Origin of the sequence: Ignatzschineria rhizosphaerae (assembly GCF_022655595.1) — a bacterium.
GTDB lineage: Bacteria > Pseudomonadota > Gammaproteobacteria > Cardiobacteriales > Wohlfahrtiimonadaceae > Ignatzschineria > Ignatzschineria rhizosphaerae.
Genome location: NZ_CP093379.1, coordinates 2417259 through 2431063 on the forward strand (window position 1 = coordinate 2417259; position 13805 = coordinate 2431063).

Annotated in this window: 10 protein-coding genes, 1 pseudogene and 1 riboswitch; of the genes and pseudogenes, 6 read left to right on the forward strand and 5 right to left on the reverse strand. The window is 39.0% G+C overall.

The genetic code is table 11. The features are described from left to right. Positions 1–74: 74 nt before the first annotated feature. Positions 75–192: riboswitch (SAM riboswitch) on the forward strand. Between the two features lie 94 nt (positions 193–286). Continuing rightward, positions 287–1177 (forward strand): methylenetetrahydrofolate reductase, encoded by an 891-nt coding sequence (metF, locus tag MMG00_RS10900; protein WP_242148237.1) that lies wholly within the window; start codon positions 287–289, stop codon positions 1175–1177. A gap of 220 nt (positions 1178–1397) precedes the next feature. On the opposite strand, the gene MMG00_RS10905 is transcribed toward metF, so the two are convergent. Both MMG00_RS10905 and MMG00_RS10910 read right to left on the reverse strand, forming a co-directional pair. Then, entirely contained in the window at positions 1398–2201 is an 804-nt protein-coding gene (locus MMG00_RS10905) for an integrase core domain-containing protein (protein ID WP_432805948.1), read from the reverse strand. A 235-nt stretch (positions 2202–2436) separates the two neighbouring features. Beyond that, on the reverse strand, positions 2437–3219 hold the full coding sequence (locus MMG00_RS10910) for a hypothetical protein (RefSeq protein ID WP_242148241.1): 783 nt from the start codon (positions 3217–3219) through the stop codon (positions 2437–2439). 179 nt (positions 3220–3398) lie between these two features. On the opposite strand from MMG00_RS10910, the gene MMG00_RS10915 reads away from it, so the two are divergent. After that, complete coding sequence (locus MMG00_RS10915) at positions 3399–4472, forward strand: hypothetical protein (protein WP_242148243.1); 1074 nt, start codon at positions 3399–3401, stop codon at positions 4470–4472. A 65-nt stretch (positions 4473–4537) separates the two neighbouring features. Here the strand turns inward: MMG00_RS10915 and MMG00_RS10920 are convergent. Both MMG00_RS10920 and MMG00_RS10925 read right to left on the reverse strand, forming a co-directional pair. Next, positions 4538–5068, reverse strand: a pseudogene (locus MMG00_RS10920) (LemA family protein). Positions 5069–5552: 484 nt separating this feature from the next. Next, the gene (locus MMG00_RS10925; protein WP_242148246.1) at positions 5553–6320 is read right to left on the reverse strand and encodes a hypothetical protein; all 768 of its coding nucleotides are present in this window, start codon (positions 6318–6320) and stop codon (positions 5553–5555) included. A gap of 372 nt (positions 6321–6692) precedes the next feature. Here MMG00_RS10925 and MMG00_RS10930 point away from each other — a divergent pair, with 372 nt between their 5' ends. Further along, positions 6693–7979, forward strand: a complete 1287-nt coding sequence (locus MMG00_RS10930; RefSeq protein ID WP_242148248.1) for an O-acetylhomoserine aminocarboxypropyltransferase/cysteine synthase family protein — start codon at positions 6693–6695, stop codon at positions 7977–7979. A gap of 152 nt (positions 7980–8131) precedes the next feature. On the opposite strand, the gene MMG00_RS10935 is transcribed toward MMG00_RS10930, so the two are convergent. After that, positions 8132–9298, reverse strand: a complete 1167-nt coding sequence (locus tag MMG00_RS10935; RefSeq protein ID WP_242148250.1) for an alpha-hydroxy acid oxidase — start codon at positions 9296–9298, stop codon at positions 8132–8134. 1023 nt (positions 9299–10321) lie between these two features. Here MMG00_RS10935 and MMG00_RS10940 point away from each other — a divergent pair. From MMG00_RS10940 to MMG00_RS10950, 3 genes are all read left to right on the forward strand, one after another. Then, a complete protein-coding gene (locus MMG00_RS10940; RefSeq protein ID WP_242148252.1) occupies positions 10322–11335 on the forward strand; it encodes an isopenicillin N synthase family dioxygenase in 1014 nt (337 codons plus the stop codon). 140 nt (positions 11336–11475) lie between these two features. Continuing rightward, a complete protein-coding gene (locus tag MMG00_RS10945) occupies positions 11476–12357 on the forward strand; it encodes a MetQ/NlpA family ABC transporter substrate-binding protein (RefSeq protein WP_242148254.1) in 882 nt (293 codons plus the stop codon). 26 nt (positions 12358–12383) lie between these two features. Then, positions 12384–13709 (forward strand): NAD(P)/FAD-dependent oxidoreductase, encoded by a 1326-nt coding sequence (locus MMG00_RS10950; protein ID WP_242148256.1) that lies wholly within the window; start codon positions 12384–12386, stop codon positions 13707–13709. Positions 13710–13805: the final 96 nt, after the last annotated feature.

Below are 13805 nucleotides of genomic sequence, written 5' to 3' on the forward strand. Positions count from 1 at the left end.
TTGCCTTTTCAATGGTTCTTCCCCTATATTGATTAAAGCGTGACATTTCACAGTAAGTTATTGTTTAATGTCCTATCTTATCAAGAGAGGCGGAGGGAAAGGCCCTGTGATGCCCGGCAACCTGATGAAAATTAAGGTGCTAATTCCTTCGGTTTTATCTATTTGATAATTGAACAAACCGAAAGATAAGTTGTGTAAAGCCAACACTTGATGAGACAAAAGTGCTGGCTTTTTTTGTGCCAGTAAGAACCTTTAAATCAATCATAAAAAAAATAAGGATAACGGCATGAGCGCGCAATATGTAGAGCTTTTAAATCAGAGTTTGGCTGAGTTCCCTTCGGACGTGAATGTTTCTTTTGAATTTTTTCCACCCAATAGTGAACAGATGGTCACAACACTCTGGAACTCTATTGAGCGCTTAAAAGGATTAAGTCCTAAATTTGTCTCTGTGACTTACGGCACAAATGCATCAACTCGTGATAGAACCCATAGAGTGATTCAAGATATTGTCGAAAAAACCGATCTCACAGCGGTTCCCCACTTAACATGTATTGATACAAGCATTGATGAGATCAATGAGATTGCCGATAACTACTGGAATTTAGGGATTCGCCATATCTTAGCGCTTCGTGGAGATCTCCCGAAAGGCGCTCCTAACCCCGATATCTATGCGGACCATTTAGTGGAGACTCTCAAAAAACGTCATGATTTTGATATCTCTGTTGCGGCATATCCCGAAGTTCACCCTGATGCTAAAAATGGACAAGCAGATCTCCTTCATCTTAGACGTAAGGTGGATGCTGGCGCGAACCTTGCAATTAGCCAATTCTTTTTTGATATCGAAGCTTTTTTACGTTTTAGAGATCGCTGCGTCGCGGTAGGGATTGAAGCGGAGATCGTTCCCGGCATTTTACCTGTTTCTAACTATGAATCCCTCGTAAAATTTGCAGGCCCTTTAAATGTAAAAATCCCATCATGGCTTCACAAGCGTTATGAAGGTTTAGAAAACGACCCTGAAACCCGTAATTTAGTGGGCGCAAGTATTGCTATTGATATGGTTCGAGTCTTACGCAAAGAAGGTATCAAAGATTTTCATTTCTATACCTTAAATCGCTCAGAACTCACCTACGCCATCTGCCATACCCTTGGATTAAGACCGACGATTAATACGAAATAATAATCCCTTATTCAATAAGCTATCATGCCCAAAGCGTATCTACTGTAGGATGCGCTTTGGATATCTTCGTATTATGATTTATCCCTAAGGTAGATCTAACAAGGCCATCTCACCATCGCAAATCAAGCAAAGGGAGGATTATACAGGCATTAAAGCATGTACGCCCATCGTTTTTTTAGAGATTTTTAGAGACATAATATGTTAGAAATCGGCGGGTTGTTTACACTTCAGTGTTAAAATAATTTTCTAAAACTTCATAAGGCGTTAAACCATTAATACCCTTATGAGGTTTTACTGTGTTGTAATAGTTCAAAAATCGTTTTAGCTTCTTTTTCCGATCATCTGAACTGATAAACTCTTCCTGATTATGCCACATTTCCATGAGTGTTCGAATGACTCTTTCTGCTTTTCCATTCGTTTGAGGGCAAGCTGGCTTTGTAAACTTTTGATTAATCTTATGTGTTAGACACATTTCGACAAAGGCATGTTCTGATGTACCTTTATACTCACGACCATTATCCGAATAGGTGCATTCTACAGTATAGGGACACTGTTCTAACAGATCCCATCGAAGAAATTCAGCAGCACTAAACTGTGATTTATCAGGATAAATACCGGCATAAAGTTCTCTTGAAAAATCATCAATTCCTACAAATAAATACTCTCTAGTGCGATTTTTAAGATCCCCTTTTAAAAGAGGGAGCCGTTTAGTATCCACATGGACCATCTCGACAGGATAGTTTTTGTTATAACGTTTAGCCCTCTTTTTAAGTTTCTCTTCAATAGATTTTTCAATCTTTGCAAGACGTTTAATGCCATACTTAATTGTTCTATAACGTTCATTTTTACTAGCTAATGGCACAAACAAGTTCAATCTACCTTGTTTTAGTACTTTATAGATCGTAGGTCTGCTTACCATAAAACGCTCAGCTAGATAGGTTACGGTAAATTTTTCTTGATGATGTAATCGCCAAATCTCTTCTCGATGAAACGGCGTTAATTTTGTTTTTCGATGGATATTCATAACAGTATTTTCTCCTAATACTGTAAACAACGCGATAAAATCCTACACATAATATTTACAAAAAAACACCCACATTAATCGCATGGGCGCCATCACTGATGGAATAGATGATGATCCGGTGCCAAAAATGAATAATAAGGATCCTAAAAGAAACAATAAAAACCAGCCCGATTCTTCTTATTTATCTACGTTTTATATTTCTGGTAAAAAAATAATGGCATTTACTTTTTGAAGCTCATAGCCAAAAGGGGGGAGGATTTGTGCCATATAATCCGCTATCTTTATGCCGATGATAGAGAGGAGAAACATAGTACATTACCCTAATACCTTCATCTAAACCTAGATCCCCGTTACATTCGTTAGCTTCCTCGTATTGCAGCGGACAATCATCTGCAGATAACCAAATTTGATTTCCTATCTGATATTGTAATTTTACTGTTTTTAATAATGCGTTAATATCGAAGCCATCTGTCGTAATTGGTCTATTTTCACTATTTAATACCACTTGCTTTAAATCTTGGTAGGCACTTCCCCATTTTTCATAAAAAGACTCTGCAGAAAAATCAGGATCTAAACGATACTGATTGAGCTCTATCGGCTTAAAACCTTTCTGAACGAGCTTCTCATATTGAGATGCTAACAAAGGAGAGGTTACCGAAAACTGAAGTAATTGATATCGATTGAAAAGCGCTTCATAATCCTGAACGTCCTTTTCATAACCATGAGTTTCAGGAGCCGCTCTAAATTGATCTAGCTTCTGTAAAGCCATGATTTTGCTATCCTTCACAATACAAAGGGAGAGATCTGCATCCGTCACATGGCGCCCACCATCAATATTTTCTGAATAAAAAGATTTACATAAAATCTCGCCTTCAGAATTGATGGCAATGGGGGCAATATTAGAGATAATCCCTGAAGCGCCTGTCGCAAAACACAAAGACAAACTCATTATCAAACTGATTAGCACCCCCAAAAATCTCACCATCCCCTCCTTAACCACAAGAACCGTAAACGCCATTAAACTCCCTATCGTAGCTCTACCATATTAAATATAGAACAACAAAAAATAGTTTTTATGATTTCCCTCCGCCTTCTCGTCACTTAAAGACATCCTATAATGAATATTAGATTATTCATTATTTTCAATATGATAAATTGTATCTATTATCACCATACTCTCCGATTACAGGATCTTCTATGCTACTAACGCTCTCCTTCACATTAAGCACACTTCTCCTCTTAATGTTTAATAACATTGTCATTGCCAATGATTTTAAAGACTCTCTTGTTCTTGAAGAAAAAGTGATCCAAAAGGTCAGCGATGAAGCCGATTCTCCTGAGATTCGTTATGCCTTTTTTAATGATCATAAGCGCCAAAAACTGCTATTTCACTCAATTCGGGTATATGATAATCAAGATCAGTTATTACAAACGATTGAAGGGGAATCCATTCGTGCCAATATGTTTTGGGGCGATATTGGTAGCACGCCAGAACTTGTGGATATTAATAATGATGGCTATATCGACTTTATTATTAAAGTTAGCGCCGGCAGTTTAGGAGAATTCTCCACCGTTTGGTTCTTTGATCCTAAAACGGGGCAATACCAACAAGTATTAGAGGAGATACTTTATCCTACTGTTGAGGGTATTAATCTCATCTCTTCAACCTATACCGCACGCAGAGATCCCTTTGTCACAAGTTTATCGCTCTTTAAGATTCAGCCAGATCTGATATTTCAAGAATCTTATTGGGAGAGCCATTTAATCCCCCTTAAAAAAGCGGGAAAAGGTTACTATTGCCTTTCTGATCCCGAAACTCAAAGTAATGGCGAAGTAGAATATTCCTTACAAATCATCTTAGATGATAATAACCACATCACTCCCGAATCACTCGCTCAATTTGAAAGCCTCAATCTTGAGGAGTATTGCTATCCAACATTAAGCGAACTTTATTACAGTTTATATAAAGACAGCTACCGATCACTGCCCCTCATTGAATTACAAGCATGGCAAAAAAAGGGTGATCAAGAAATGAAATCTCAACATATTACCGTCAATCCTCAGTGGGAAGTGGTTAAAACAGACTTTGATAATTTTGGGGAAATCGTCACATCTATGGAATTCCCACTTATTCCGCACCTTAATCTTGAGCAAAAAACGATTGAATATGGAGGCTTAATTCAATTTGAGAATCTATCAGATACCCTTATTTATGATGATTATGGTTACCCTATCATCTGCGATTATCAAGGCAAAGCTTATAGCTGGTGACCATAAAAAACGAAGGCGTTTCATGTGAAACATCTTTATCGACTTCATCAACAGGTAAAGATTTTTCACAACTTATTTTCTAACTCAAAATACTCCACATCAGAAAAATTAAAAAGTGCCGCTACAATCACATTAGGAAATTGTTGTTTATAAGTTAAATAATGACGAACCGCTATATTATAGTTGCGATGAGCATCCCTTAAATTAGTTTCAATATTTTCAAGTAAGTCCTGCAGCTTTTGAAAATTCAGATGATCTTTAAGCTCAGGATAATGTTCCATAGAGACTAATAACTGTTAAATGCACTCACTTAGCCTCTACTCATTTTGCCCTAACTCGCCCACAGATAGATGCCCTTTAAGACCTTTTGAGCGAAGTGCAACAATCTCATTTAACACGAAAGACTCCTGATATGTCGCACCTTTAACCGCCGAAACTAACGGAGGAATAAGATCATAACGCTGTTTTAAATAGACATCAATTCCTGAAAAAGCCTCTAAAGTCATCTGTCTTTGTTTAATCAAGGCATTATAAATAACAATCATCACAATTAAAATGATCGTCACTATTGCCGAAATAATCATCGTTATGGTCATACTTTACCTTAAAAATGCTTCGAGAAATTACTACCAACTATCTGCAAAGAGAGATTTACCTTAAAACAAGAGTGTAGTATTGAATATCATTAACTTCGAGCAAGAAACGAGAAGATAGAGAAACTTAAAATAAGAAAGCCTAATTAGGGTCTGTTGAACATTGGTTTATAACCTATTGTTCTTAAATAAAATGATTGACTTTCAAGTCATCGTAATAATCATCATGCTTTCAAGAGGTTATTGTGATTAAATTTTGAATGTTCAACAGACCCTAGGACTTTTAACAATATTCTTCCTAAAATCAGCACTAAAAAAGCCCAATATCTGAGCTTTTTTTAACTTTTGCGAATCCTTGGATAAGACTATTTTCGGCAGCTATTTTCTATAACTGTTTTCTGCGCTCTTTACACCAAAAGCTTTTAATGAAAGTGCATGCTTCAGCTTTTTAACGATATTCACAATTTAGATAAAAAAATATAATCAACTACTGAGAAATCACATCTGGCAAAAAAATCACGCTCGTTACTTTCTGCTTCCACTCATATCCCATAGGTTCAAAGTCTTCAGATTCCGCTTCCTCATCCCCATAATCGGCATAATAAAAATCAGGGCTTATCGCATCATACTGATTGCAATCAACGGATATATCTAAAGGACAATCTTCATACTGTAGCCAAATCTGATTGTGAATCTGATAGAGCTGATGGACTTTTAAAAACAGCGTATCTTCCTCATAATCTCCATAAACTCTCGGTAATTCACGGTTATATAGCACCGCTTGGGGCTGTTTTAAATAGTCGGTATGCCAGCGCTTGTTAAAAGATTTGATCGAAAATACAGGCTCGATTAAATAATCTTGTAGCACAATTTCTCTAAAACCTTCTGCTAATAAATCCTCATAAAAGTCTTCCACAAGAAGATCATCACTGGCAAAAGATACCGCCTGAAACTGCTGCTCCATTTTTAAAAATTCCTCATCATAATCTGGTGAAGAAAAATCAGGTGCAAAGTGAATATCGCTCTCTGGAATAGGATTCACTTGTCCATTTTTAACAATACAGAGCCCATAATTGGTTGCAGTATGGCTGTGAGATCCTGTTCTATTTTCCGAATATCGCGATTTACAAAGAACATCACCTTTCTCATTAATCGCTAACGGCACCAGTTCGGAGATGATAATAGAAGGTCCTGTTGCCAGACTAAACTGCAAGCAAAGGAGGAGAGAGAGCATTAAACCCCATATTTTTTTCACAATAAGGATGACCTTTAATATCAAAAAAGAACGCTTTTAAAGCGATAATAACCAACAATAACAATGGATTAATAATCTTTTACTTAAATAGCTCTTTATTTCAAGAGTTATTTTCAAAGTACTACCAAAAGATTTTTAGCACGTTTCTAGGCTCTATTTCAATAGTTTGCAAGGTTCTTTTTTCATAAAGATATCCATAACCCTACACTTATTTGACCACATTTAATTGCATTCCCTCATTTGATACGTTATAGCTAAACAGAGAAACATATTAAACATACATTTAATATATTCTTTAAGAAAAACACTCCAAACTTTTTGAGTAAAGCATTATTCCTATATCCCAACAATTTATCGCAAAGGAGTGCTGTAATGGCTGACCAACAATGGAATTTTGATACCCTGCAAGTTCATGCGGGACAAGTCGTGGATGAAACAAAATCACGCGCTGTACCTATCTATCAAACCTCTAGCTACGTATTTGATGATTCTCAACATGCGGCGGATCTTTTTGGGCTTGCTAAGCCTGGCAATATCTATACACGCATCATGAATCCCACCACTGATGTATTAGAAAAACGCATCTCCGCACTTGAAGGCGGCGTTGGTGCACTCGCTACAAGCTCCGGGATGACCGCTATTCTCTACGCCATTTTAAACGTGGCAACGCCTGGAGATGAGATCATCACTCTTAGCACGATTTATGGCGGTACTTATACGCTCTTACAAAAACGTTTGCCGGCACAGTTTGGTATTAAGGTGCATTTTATTGAGCCTGAGGATCTTGAAGGCTTAGAGGCCGCTATTAACGATAAAACTCGCGCTATCTTCTTTGAGAGCATTGGCAACCCTGATATCAACATCCCCAATATTGAAAAGATTGTAGAGATCGCTCAAAAGCACCAGATTGTCACTATTGCGGATAATACCTTTGGTACGCCTTACCTAATAAACCTTAAAAGTTACGGCATTAACGTTATTGTCCACTCGCTTACCAAATATATTGGGGGGCACGGCACCTCAATTGGCGGCGGCGTGATTGATAATGGGAATTTCAACTTTAAAGATAATCCTCGTTATCCAGGCTTTAACACGCCCGATGCAGCTTATGGGGGATTGCAATATGCCGACTTAGGAGAGCAAGCATACATCCTTAAAGCCCGAGTGGAGCTTCTTCGAGATACTGGCGCTTGCATTAGTCCCTTTAACTCCTTCCTTATTCTTTTAGGCTTAGAGACTTTAAGTTTACGTGTTGAGAGAATGACGGAATCAGCGCTTAAAATTGCTCAGCATTTAGAAGCCCATCCACTTGTCGATTGGGTTAAACACCCCGGCCTTACATCAAGCCAATATCATAAAAGAGCGCAAAAATACTTCCCGAAAGGGGTTGGCGCAATCTTCACCTTTGGCGTTAAGGGGGGGAAAGAAGCGAGCATTAAATTTATTGATAATTTAGAGATCTTCTCTCTGCTTGCCAATGTGGCAGATGCTAAAAGCTTAGTGATCCACCCAGCCGGTACAACGCACGCCCAACTTGATGAAGAGGGATTACGCAAAGCCGGTGTTCTCCCTGAGTTAATCCGCCTCTCTATCGGGCTTGAAGACGTTAATGACCTTATTAAAGATATCGATCAAGCGCTTGAAAAATCCCAACAATAACGCTTATAGAATCATTATTCAAAATAGCGATAAGCCCACCTCTTCTTATCGCCCATAAAACAGCACAGTACCGTTTCTCCATCGATACTGTGCTTTTCTTTTGTCATATTGGTGAATAACGGTATTTAACGCCACTTCACCCTTTCAATATTCTACCGACCAAAAGGGTTGGGAATCGTTGAAGGGACTAAAATATGGCGTCCGACATTATCCACCTTAGTTTCCCCACAAAATGCCATGCTCGTTTCAAACTCATTACGCATGAGTTCCAAAGCTTTTGTGACGCCAGCTTCCCCCATTGCGCCAAGTCCATAGAGATATGCTCGGCCAATCATGCCTCCCCTTGCGCCTAATGCCACAGCTTTTAATAGATCTTGTCCTGAGCGAATCCCGCTATCGAGAATCACCTCGGTTGAAGTGCCGGCAAGTGCTTCGACAATCGAAGGAAGAACCGCGATGGAAGAGAGTGCGCCATCAAGCTGACGTCCGCCATGATTACTCACCACAATCGCATCTGCGCCCACGCTATTGGCAAGCTTTGCATCTTCAGCATCTAAGATCCCTTTTAAAATAATCTTGCCGCCCCATGCTTCTTTAATCCAGGCAATATCGTCCCAGTTTAATGTCGAATCAAATTGTTGCTGTGTCCATGAACCTAAGGAGCTAGGATCATCAATGCCTTCAACATGCCCCACAATATTGCCAAACTGTCGGCGTTTTGTTTTCAGCATATTCCAGCACCAACGCTGCTTTGTTAAAAGGTTAATCCAATTGCGTAAAGTCGGTTTAGGAGGTACAGAAAGGCCATTTTTAAGATCTTTGTGGCGCTGCCCTATCATCTGTAAATCAAGGGTAATCACTAAAGCATCACAACCAGCAGCCTTTGCCCGATCAATCAAACGGCGCATAAAATCCCGATCACGCATTACATAAAGCTGAAACCAAAAAGGTTTGTTTACCTCTCTTTTAATATCTTCTAAAGAGGCGATACTCATTGTCGAAAGCGTATAACGAATCCCAAAATTTGATGCTGCTCTTGCCGCTAAAATCTCCCCATCCGGATGCACCATTCCCACTAAACCCGTTGGCGCAATAGAGAGTGGCATCGACATCTCAATCCCGAGCATCTCTCTTGTAAGCGAGCGATTTTCCATATTACGTGCGACTTTTTGAATCAGCTTAATCTTTTGAAAGTCTGACTCATTCGCCTGATAGGTAGACTCCGTCCAAGAACCTGAATCGACATAGTCATAGAACATTTTCGGTACACGTTTTTTAGCGATCACGCGCAGATCTTCAATATTGGTGATGGTTGTCATGATTGTATGATGATTAGTAAGTGAAAAAAATCGCCCTTTTATTAAAAGCCTAAAAAAGAGCACTCTTTTGATTCTATCACCATTCTCAAAGGGCTCAATCAATTCTCCGCATAAACCTTCAAAAGGATATTAACTCTTTTCATTTTCCACTTAAAAAAGCCTCTCAAAGTCTTAAAAGCCCCTTTAAAACTACCACTCAAGCTCTTTAACTAAGCTTCTAATCAAGCGTCCATTTTTCTAATAATTGTTGGAATAATGCTTTAGAAAGATAGCCCCAAAACATTTCCCTAAAGCGATCTAGGCTTATTATAAAAACACCTTAAATTTCTCTTTGAAAATTAACTATTTCCCCTTTTTAAATATCTATATTTTCAATGCCGGCATTTGTGCCAGATTCCAAATAAATCAGCCTATTCCAAAAACATACTTTTGTAGTTTTCATCTGATAAAACTAGTGTAAATCAATCATTTATTACAAGAACTATTTGACAAAAAACTGCAATCAATGCTACTTCTAATAGCTAATGCCGATTTGAATCAAACAGCTTGCGGGCATATAACAGCTAAAGCGTCCATCTCAAAAACTTTGAGATTCTCCTTCTTATCCGTGGTGCAACACTGATGGAGAGCAAGCAAAATCGGCATCTATACTGCCGATTTTTTGTTTATGAAGGAAAATTTTATGACTTTGAACTTATCACCACAAAAACATCTTTTAACGTCTTATCTCCCTTTATTTTTATTATCTCAAGGAATCTTTCTGCTAGATCCCTTTGCTTCGCTGTCTCATCAATACTAAAAATAGACCAGAAATATTAATCACTTAAAGCAATATTACTTCATTAAGCTAAAATTAAAACTAAACATATATGCTAAATAATTTGACTCTTAATTCAATAACAGGCTATACATATATGAATGGTTAATTTAGAGCTTTTACCCAATAAACTTTTAAAAAATCAAACAATAAAAAAATAGAAAACAACAAGGACTCTCACCATTAGTTTTCTAAGGAGACTCACAATGACTATCGATCTTAACCCTAATTTACCGATACTAGACTATGCGCAATTTGTCGCAGGTGGTGCCGAGCGAGAACAGTTTTTAAAAAACTTACGTTTTGCCGCTCATGAAATTGGCTTTTTCTACCTCAAAAACCACGGAATCCCCCAAGATCTTATTAAAAAGGTGCAAGATCTATCCAAAGAGTTCTTTGCACTACCCTTAGAAGAGAAACATCAAATCCATATGTCTAACTCCCCGCATTTTCGGGGTTATACCAATGTGCATGATGAAATCACCCGTGAAAAACCTGATAGTCGTGAGCAGCTCGATTACATGCCTGAATATGAGGCGATACCTTTAGATCAAATCCCAAAGGATCAGCCTTGGTTACGTCTACAAGGTCCTAATCAATGGCCAGATTCAATCCCTGAATTTCGCCCAGCTTTTGTAGAATTACAAGAGCGCCAAACAGAACTTGCTAAATCTATGTTATCTGCATTTTCACTAGCGCTTGGGCAAAAAGAAGATGCTCTCGCGCATACTTACGCCCATAAACCATCGGTGCTCTCTAAAGCAATTCATTATCCGGGTGTTGCCGGCGAACAAGGCGTAGGTGCCCATAAAGATTCTGGCTATATCACCTTTGTGCAACAAGAAGAGACTGCAGGTCTTGAAGTATTAAAAGATGATGAATGGGTGCTAGCAGAACCCATCGAAGGAACATTTGTTGTTAATATCGGCGAGCTTCTTGAGATTGCTTCACAAGGCTACCTCAAGGCAACGCTCCATAGAGTCGCGCCCTCTCCCATTGGTTCTAGCCGATTTTCACTAGCGTACTTCTTAACCTCTCAGCTTGATGCCACAGTTCCTCTTTTTGAACTGCCAAAAGAGCTACAAAGCGGCATTCGGGGAATTACCCAAGATCCGAAAAATCCAATGTTTACCCAAATTGGTAAAAACTTCTTAAAAGGTCGTCTTCGCTCACATACTGATGTGGCAAAACGCTTCTATAGCGATGTCGTGCTTGATTAGACCTTTTAAAAACTGATTTTATTAACTCTATATTGATAACGACTAAAACATAATGAAAAACATGCCGATTTGGAGAAGCTTGCGGGCAAAACAGCTAAGCGAAACAGGAGTTCTCCAAGCCGATATTCAAGGAGAAACTCATGATTCATACGCCAAAAACCCAAGCACCTTACAAAAAACAAACCTCAATCCTCTCAAAGATCCGCGTGGGAGTCATCTCAACGATACTGATCTTTACTGGTATTATTACGGCCTGCTCAGATGAAGCGAATACTGCCGGAAATAGCGCTAATAACAAAGAGGTCATTAAAATTGGAACCTCTCCTGGCGACTTTGGCGATCTTGTACGAGATTATTTAGGTCCTGAGTTAGAAAAAGCAGGCTATAAAGTCACGCTTTCAGAGATTACCGATATTGTGATTCCTAATGTCAGCGTGGAAGAAGGGTCACTTGATCTTAATATCTTTCAACACAAGCCTTATTTGGATGAGTTTAACCGTAATCAAAAAGGGCACCTTATCCCGCTGGTTCAAGTACCCACAGCGCCTTACGGTATTTATAGCGGTAAATTAAAGCACTTATCTGAGGTCAAAAATGGGGCTACTATCGGTATTCCTTCCAATGTCACTAATTTTTCCAGAGGCTTACTCATCTTAGAAAATATCGGTTGGATCACGCTTCGGTCAGATATTGAAGATCGTTTCCAGATCGGTAAACACGATATTATCGACAATCCTTATAATCTTGAACTTAAAGAGATAGAAGCTGCCCAAGTTGTTAGAGTCAGACCGGATTTAGATTATGCCATTATCAACGGTAATTTCGCTCTTGATGCCGGCATTCATTTTAGGGAAGCACTCTCAACTGAACCTAGCAAAGATTTTATTAACTGGGTTGTTATCCATGAAAAAAATAGTGATACACCTTGGGCTAAAAAGGTCATAGAAATCCTTGAATCCGATGATTTTAAAACCTACTCAGCAACCCGATTTGCCAATTATAACTTGCCACTAGCTTGGTAATGAAGCGCAAGATAAAGGTTTACCGTATGAAAAAAATCATCAAACATACCCCAAAGCTCGATGGTGAAAATGGTTGGCTTGCAACAGCGCCTGATGCTAACAAACTATTCTCTGAGCCCCTAAAAGGGAACCATCAATTTGATGTGGTCATTATTGGGGCCGGATTTACCGGCATCTCAACTGCGCTTCGCCTCGCTGAGAATAATCCTTCTTTAAAGATTGCGCTGATAGATGCTTTGCAAATTGGGCAAGGGACTTCTGGCAGAAATGCAGGCTTTTTATCGGACATTCCTCATCACTTAGATGCTAATTTATACTCTAAGAAGGAGATTGAGCAATCCATCTCACTCTCAGCCTTTGCTCTGAATAAACTTAAAGCATATAAAGATCACTATCAAATCCCGCACTGGGATGATGCTGGTAAATATCTCTCAGCTAGAGAGGGGGAAAATGTTGCCCTTTTAAAAAAATTTATCAAAGCATTAGAGTATAGCGGCATTGAATATGAATGGCTCTCTGGCAACCCTTTGCAAAAGCGTTTAGGAACGCCCTATTACCGTGCCTCTGTTTATACTAAAGGCGCAGCCCTTGTCAATCCTGCAACTTTAATTCGAGGACTTATTGCCGCGCTTCCAGAATCGGTAACACTCTTTGAAAATAGCCCTGTCTCCGCAATCGATTATCAGCAGCCCCTTCATAAAGTGCATTTTGTCGGCGGCAGTATCAACGCTGAAAAAGTGATCCTTACCACCAACGCCTATCTTAGCGCCTTTGGCATTGCCGGCAATAAAACATTGCCCATCTTCACCTATGCAAGCCTTACGGCGCCGCTATCAAGCGATCAAATATCTCAATATTTTCAAGATATTTCCGCCTGGGGAACAACGCCGGCACATCACGCCGGAACAACCGTTCGCCTAACGTCTGATCATCGGATCTTTATCCGTAATAGTTTTGATTATCTTCCAACCTTACAAGCAGATGCTGCAAAGCGTGAAAAGGCATGGAAAATCCATCGCCAATCCTTTCTTGCGCGTTTTCCTTTTTTAGTAAATAACGAGTTCCAATACACTTGGGGCGGCATGATCTCCCTTACTCGTAATCAAGCGCCTCAATTTGCAACACCTTATAAAAATGTCTACCTCATTAGTGGCTGTAATGGCTCTGGCGTTATTAAAGGTTTTTATCTAGGTTACTACTTAGCGGATTATCTCTCCAAAATTGAGAGTGAAAATTTAAGATTTATTCTTAAAACAGCCAATCCTAACTGGTTACCTAAAGGCCCAATTCGTCAAATAGTCACAAGTTACCGCATCCCCCGAGATACTAAAGCTGCCAGAGGAGATGTGTAAAGGAGATGTGTAATATTCCCCCCCCCTTTCCTAAAATGGAGAAAACACAACAAAGCACCAACCTTACCTTAAATACCCCAACCCCATTATTCATTA

Bases quoted from the DNA above. Each gene is read 5' to 3' on its own strand.
- MMG00_RS10930 (WP_242148248.1), top strand. From the start codon at position 6,693: ATGGCTGACCAACAATGGAATTTTGATACCCTGCAAGTTCATGCGGGA.
- metF (WP_242148237.1), top strand. From the start codon at position 287: ATGAGCGCGCAATATGTAGAGCTTTTAAATCAGAGTTTGGCTGAGTTC.
- MMG00_RS10950 (WP_242148256.1), top strand. From the start codon at position 12,384: ATGAAAAAAATCATCAAACATACCCCAAAGCTCGATGGTGAAAATGGT.
- MMG00_RS10915 (WP_242148243.1), top strand. From the start codon at position 3,399: ATGCTACTAACGCTCTCCTTCACATTAAGCACACTTCTCCTCTTAATG.
- MMG00_RS10945 (WP_242148254.1), top strand. From the start codon at position 11,476: ATGATTCATACGCCAAAAACCCAAGCACCTTACAAAAAACAAACCTCA.
- MMG00_RS10905 (WP_432805948.1), bottom strand. From the start codon at position 2,201: ATGAATATCCATCGAAAAACAAAATTAACGCCGTTTCATCGAGAAGAG.
- MMG00_RS10935 (WP_242148250.1), bottom strand. From the start codon at position 9,298: ATGACAACCATCACCAATATTGAAGATCTGCGCGTGATCGCTAAAAAA.
- MMG00_RS10940 (WP_242148252.1), top strand. From the start codon at position 10,322: ATGACTATCGATCTTAACCCTAATTTACCGATACTAGACTATGCGCAA.
- MMG00_RS10910 (WP_242148241.1), bottom strand. From the start codon at position 3,219: ATGGCGTTTACGGTTCTTGTGGTTAAGGAGGGGATGGTGAGATTTTTG.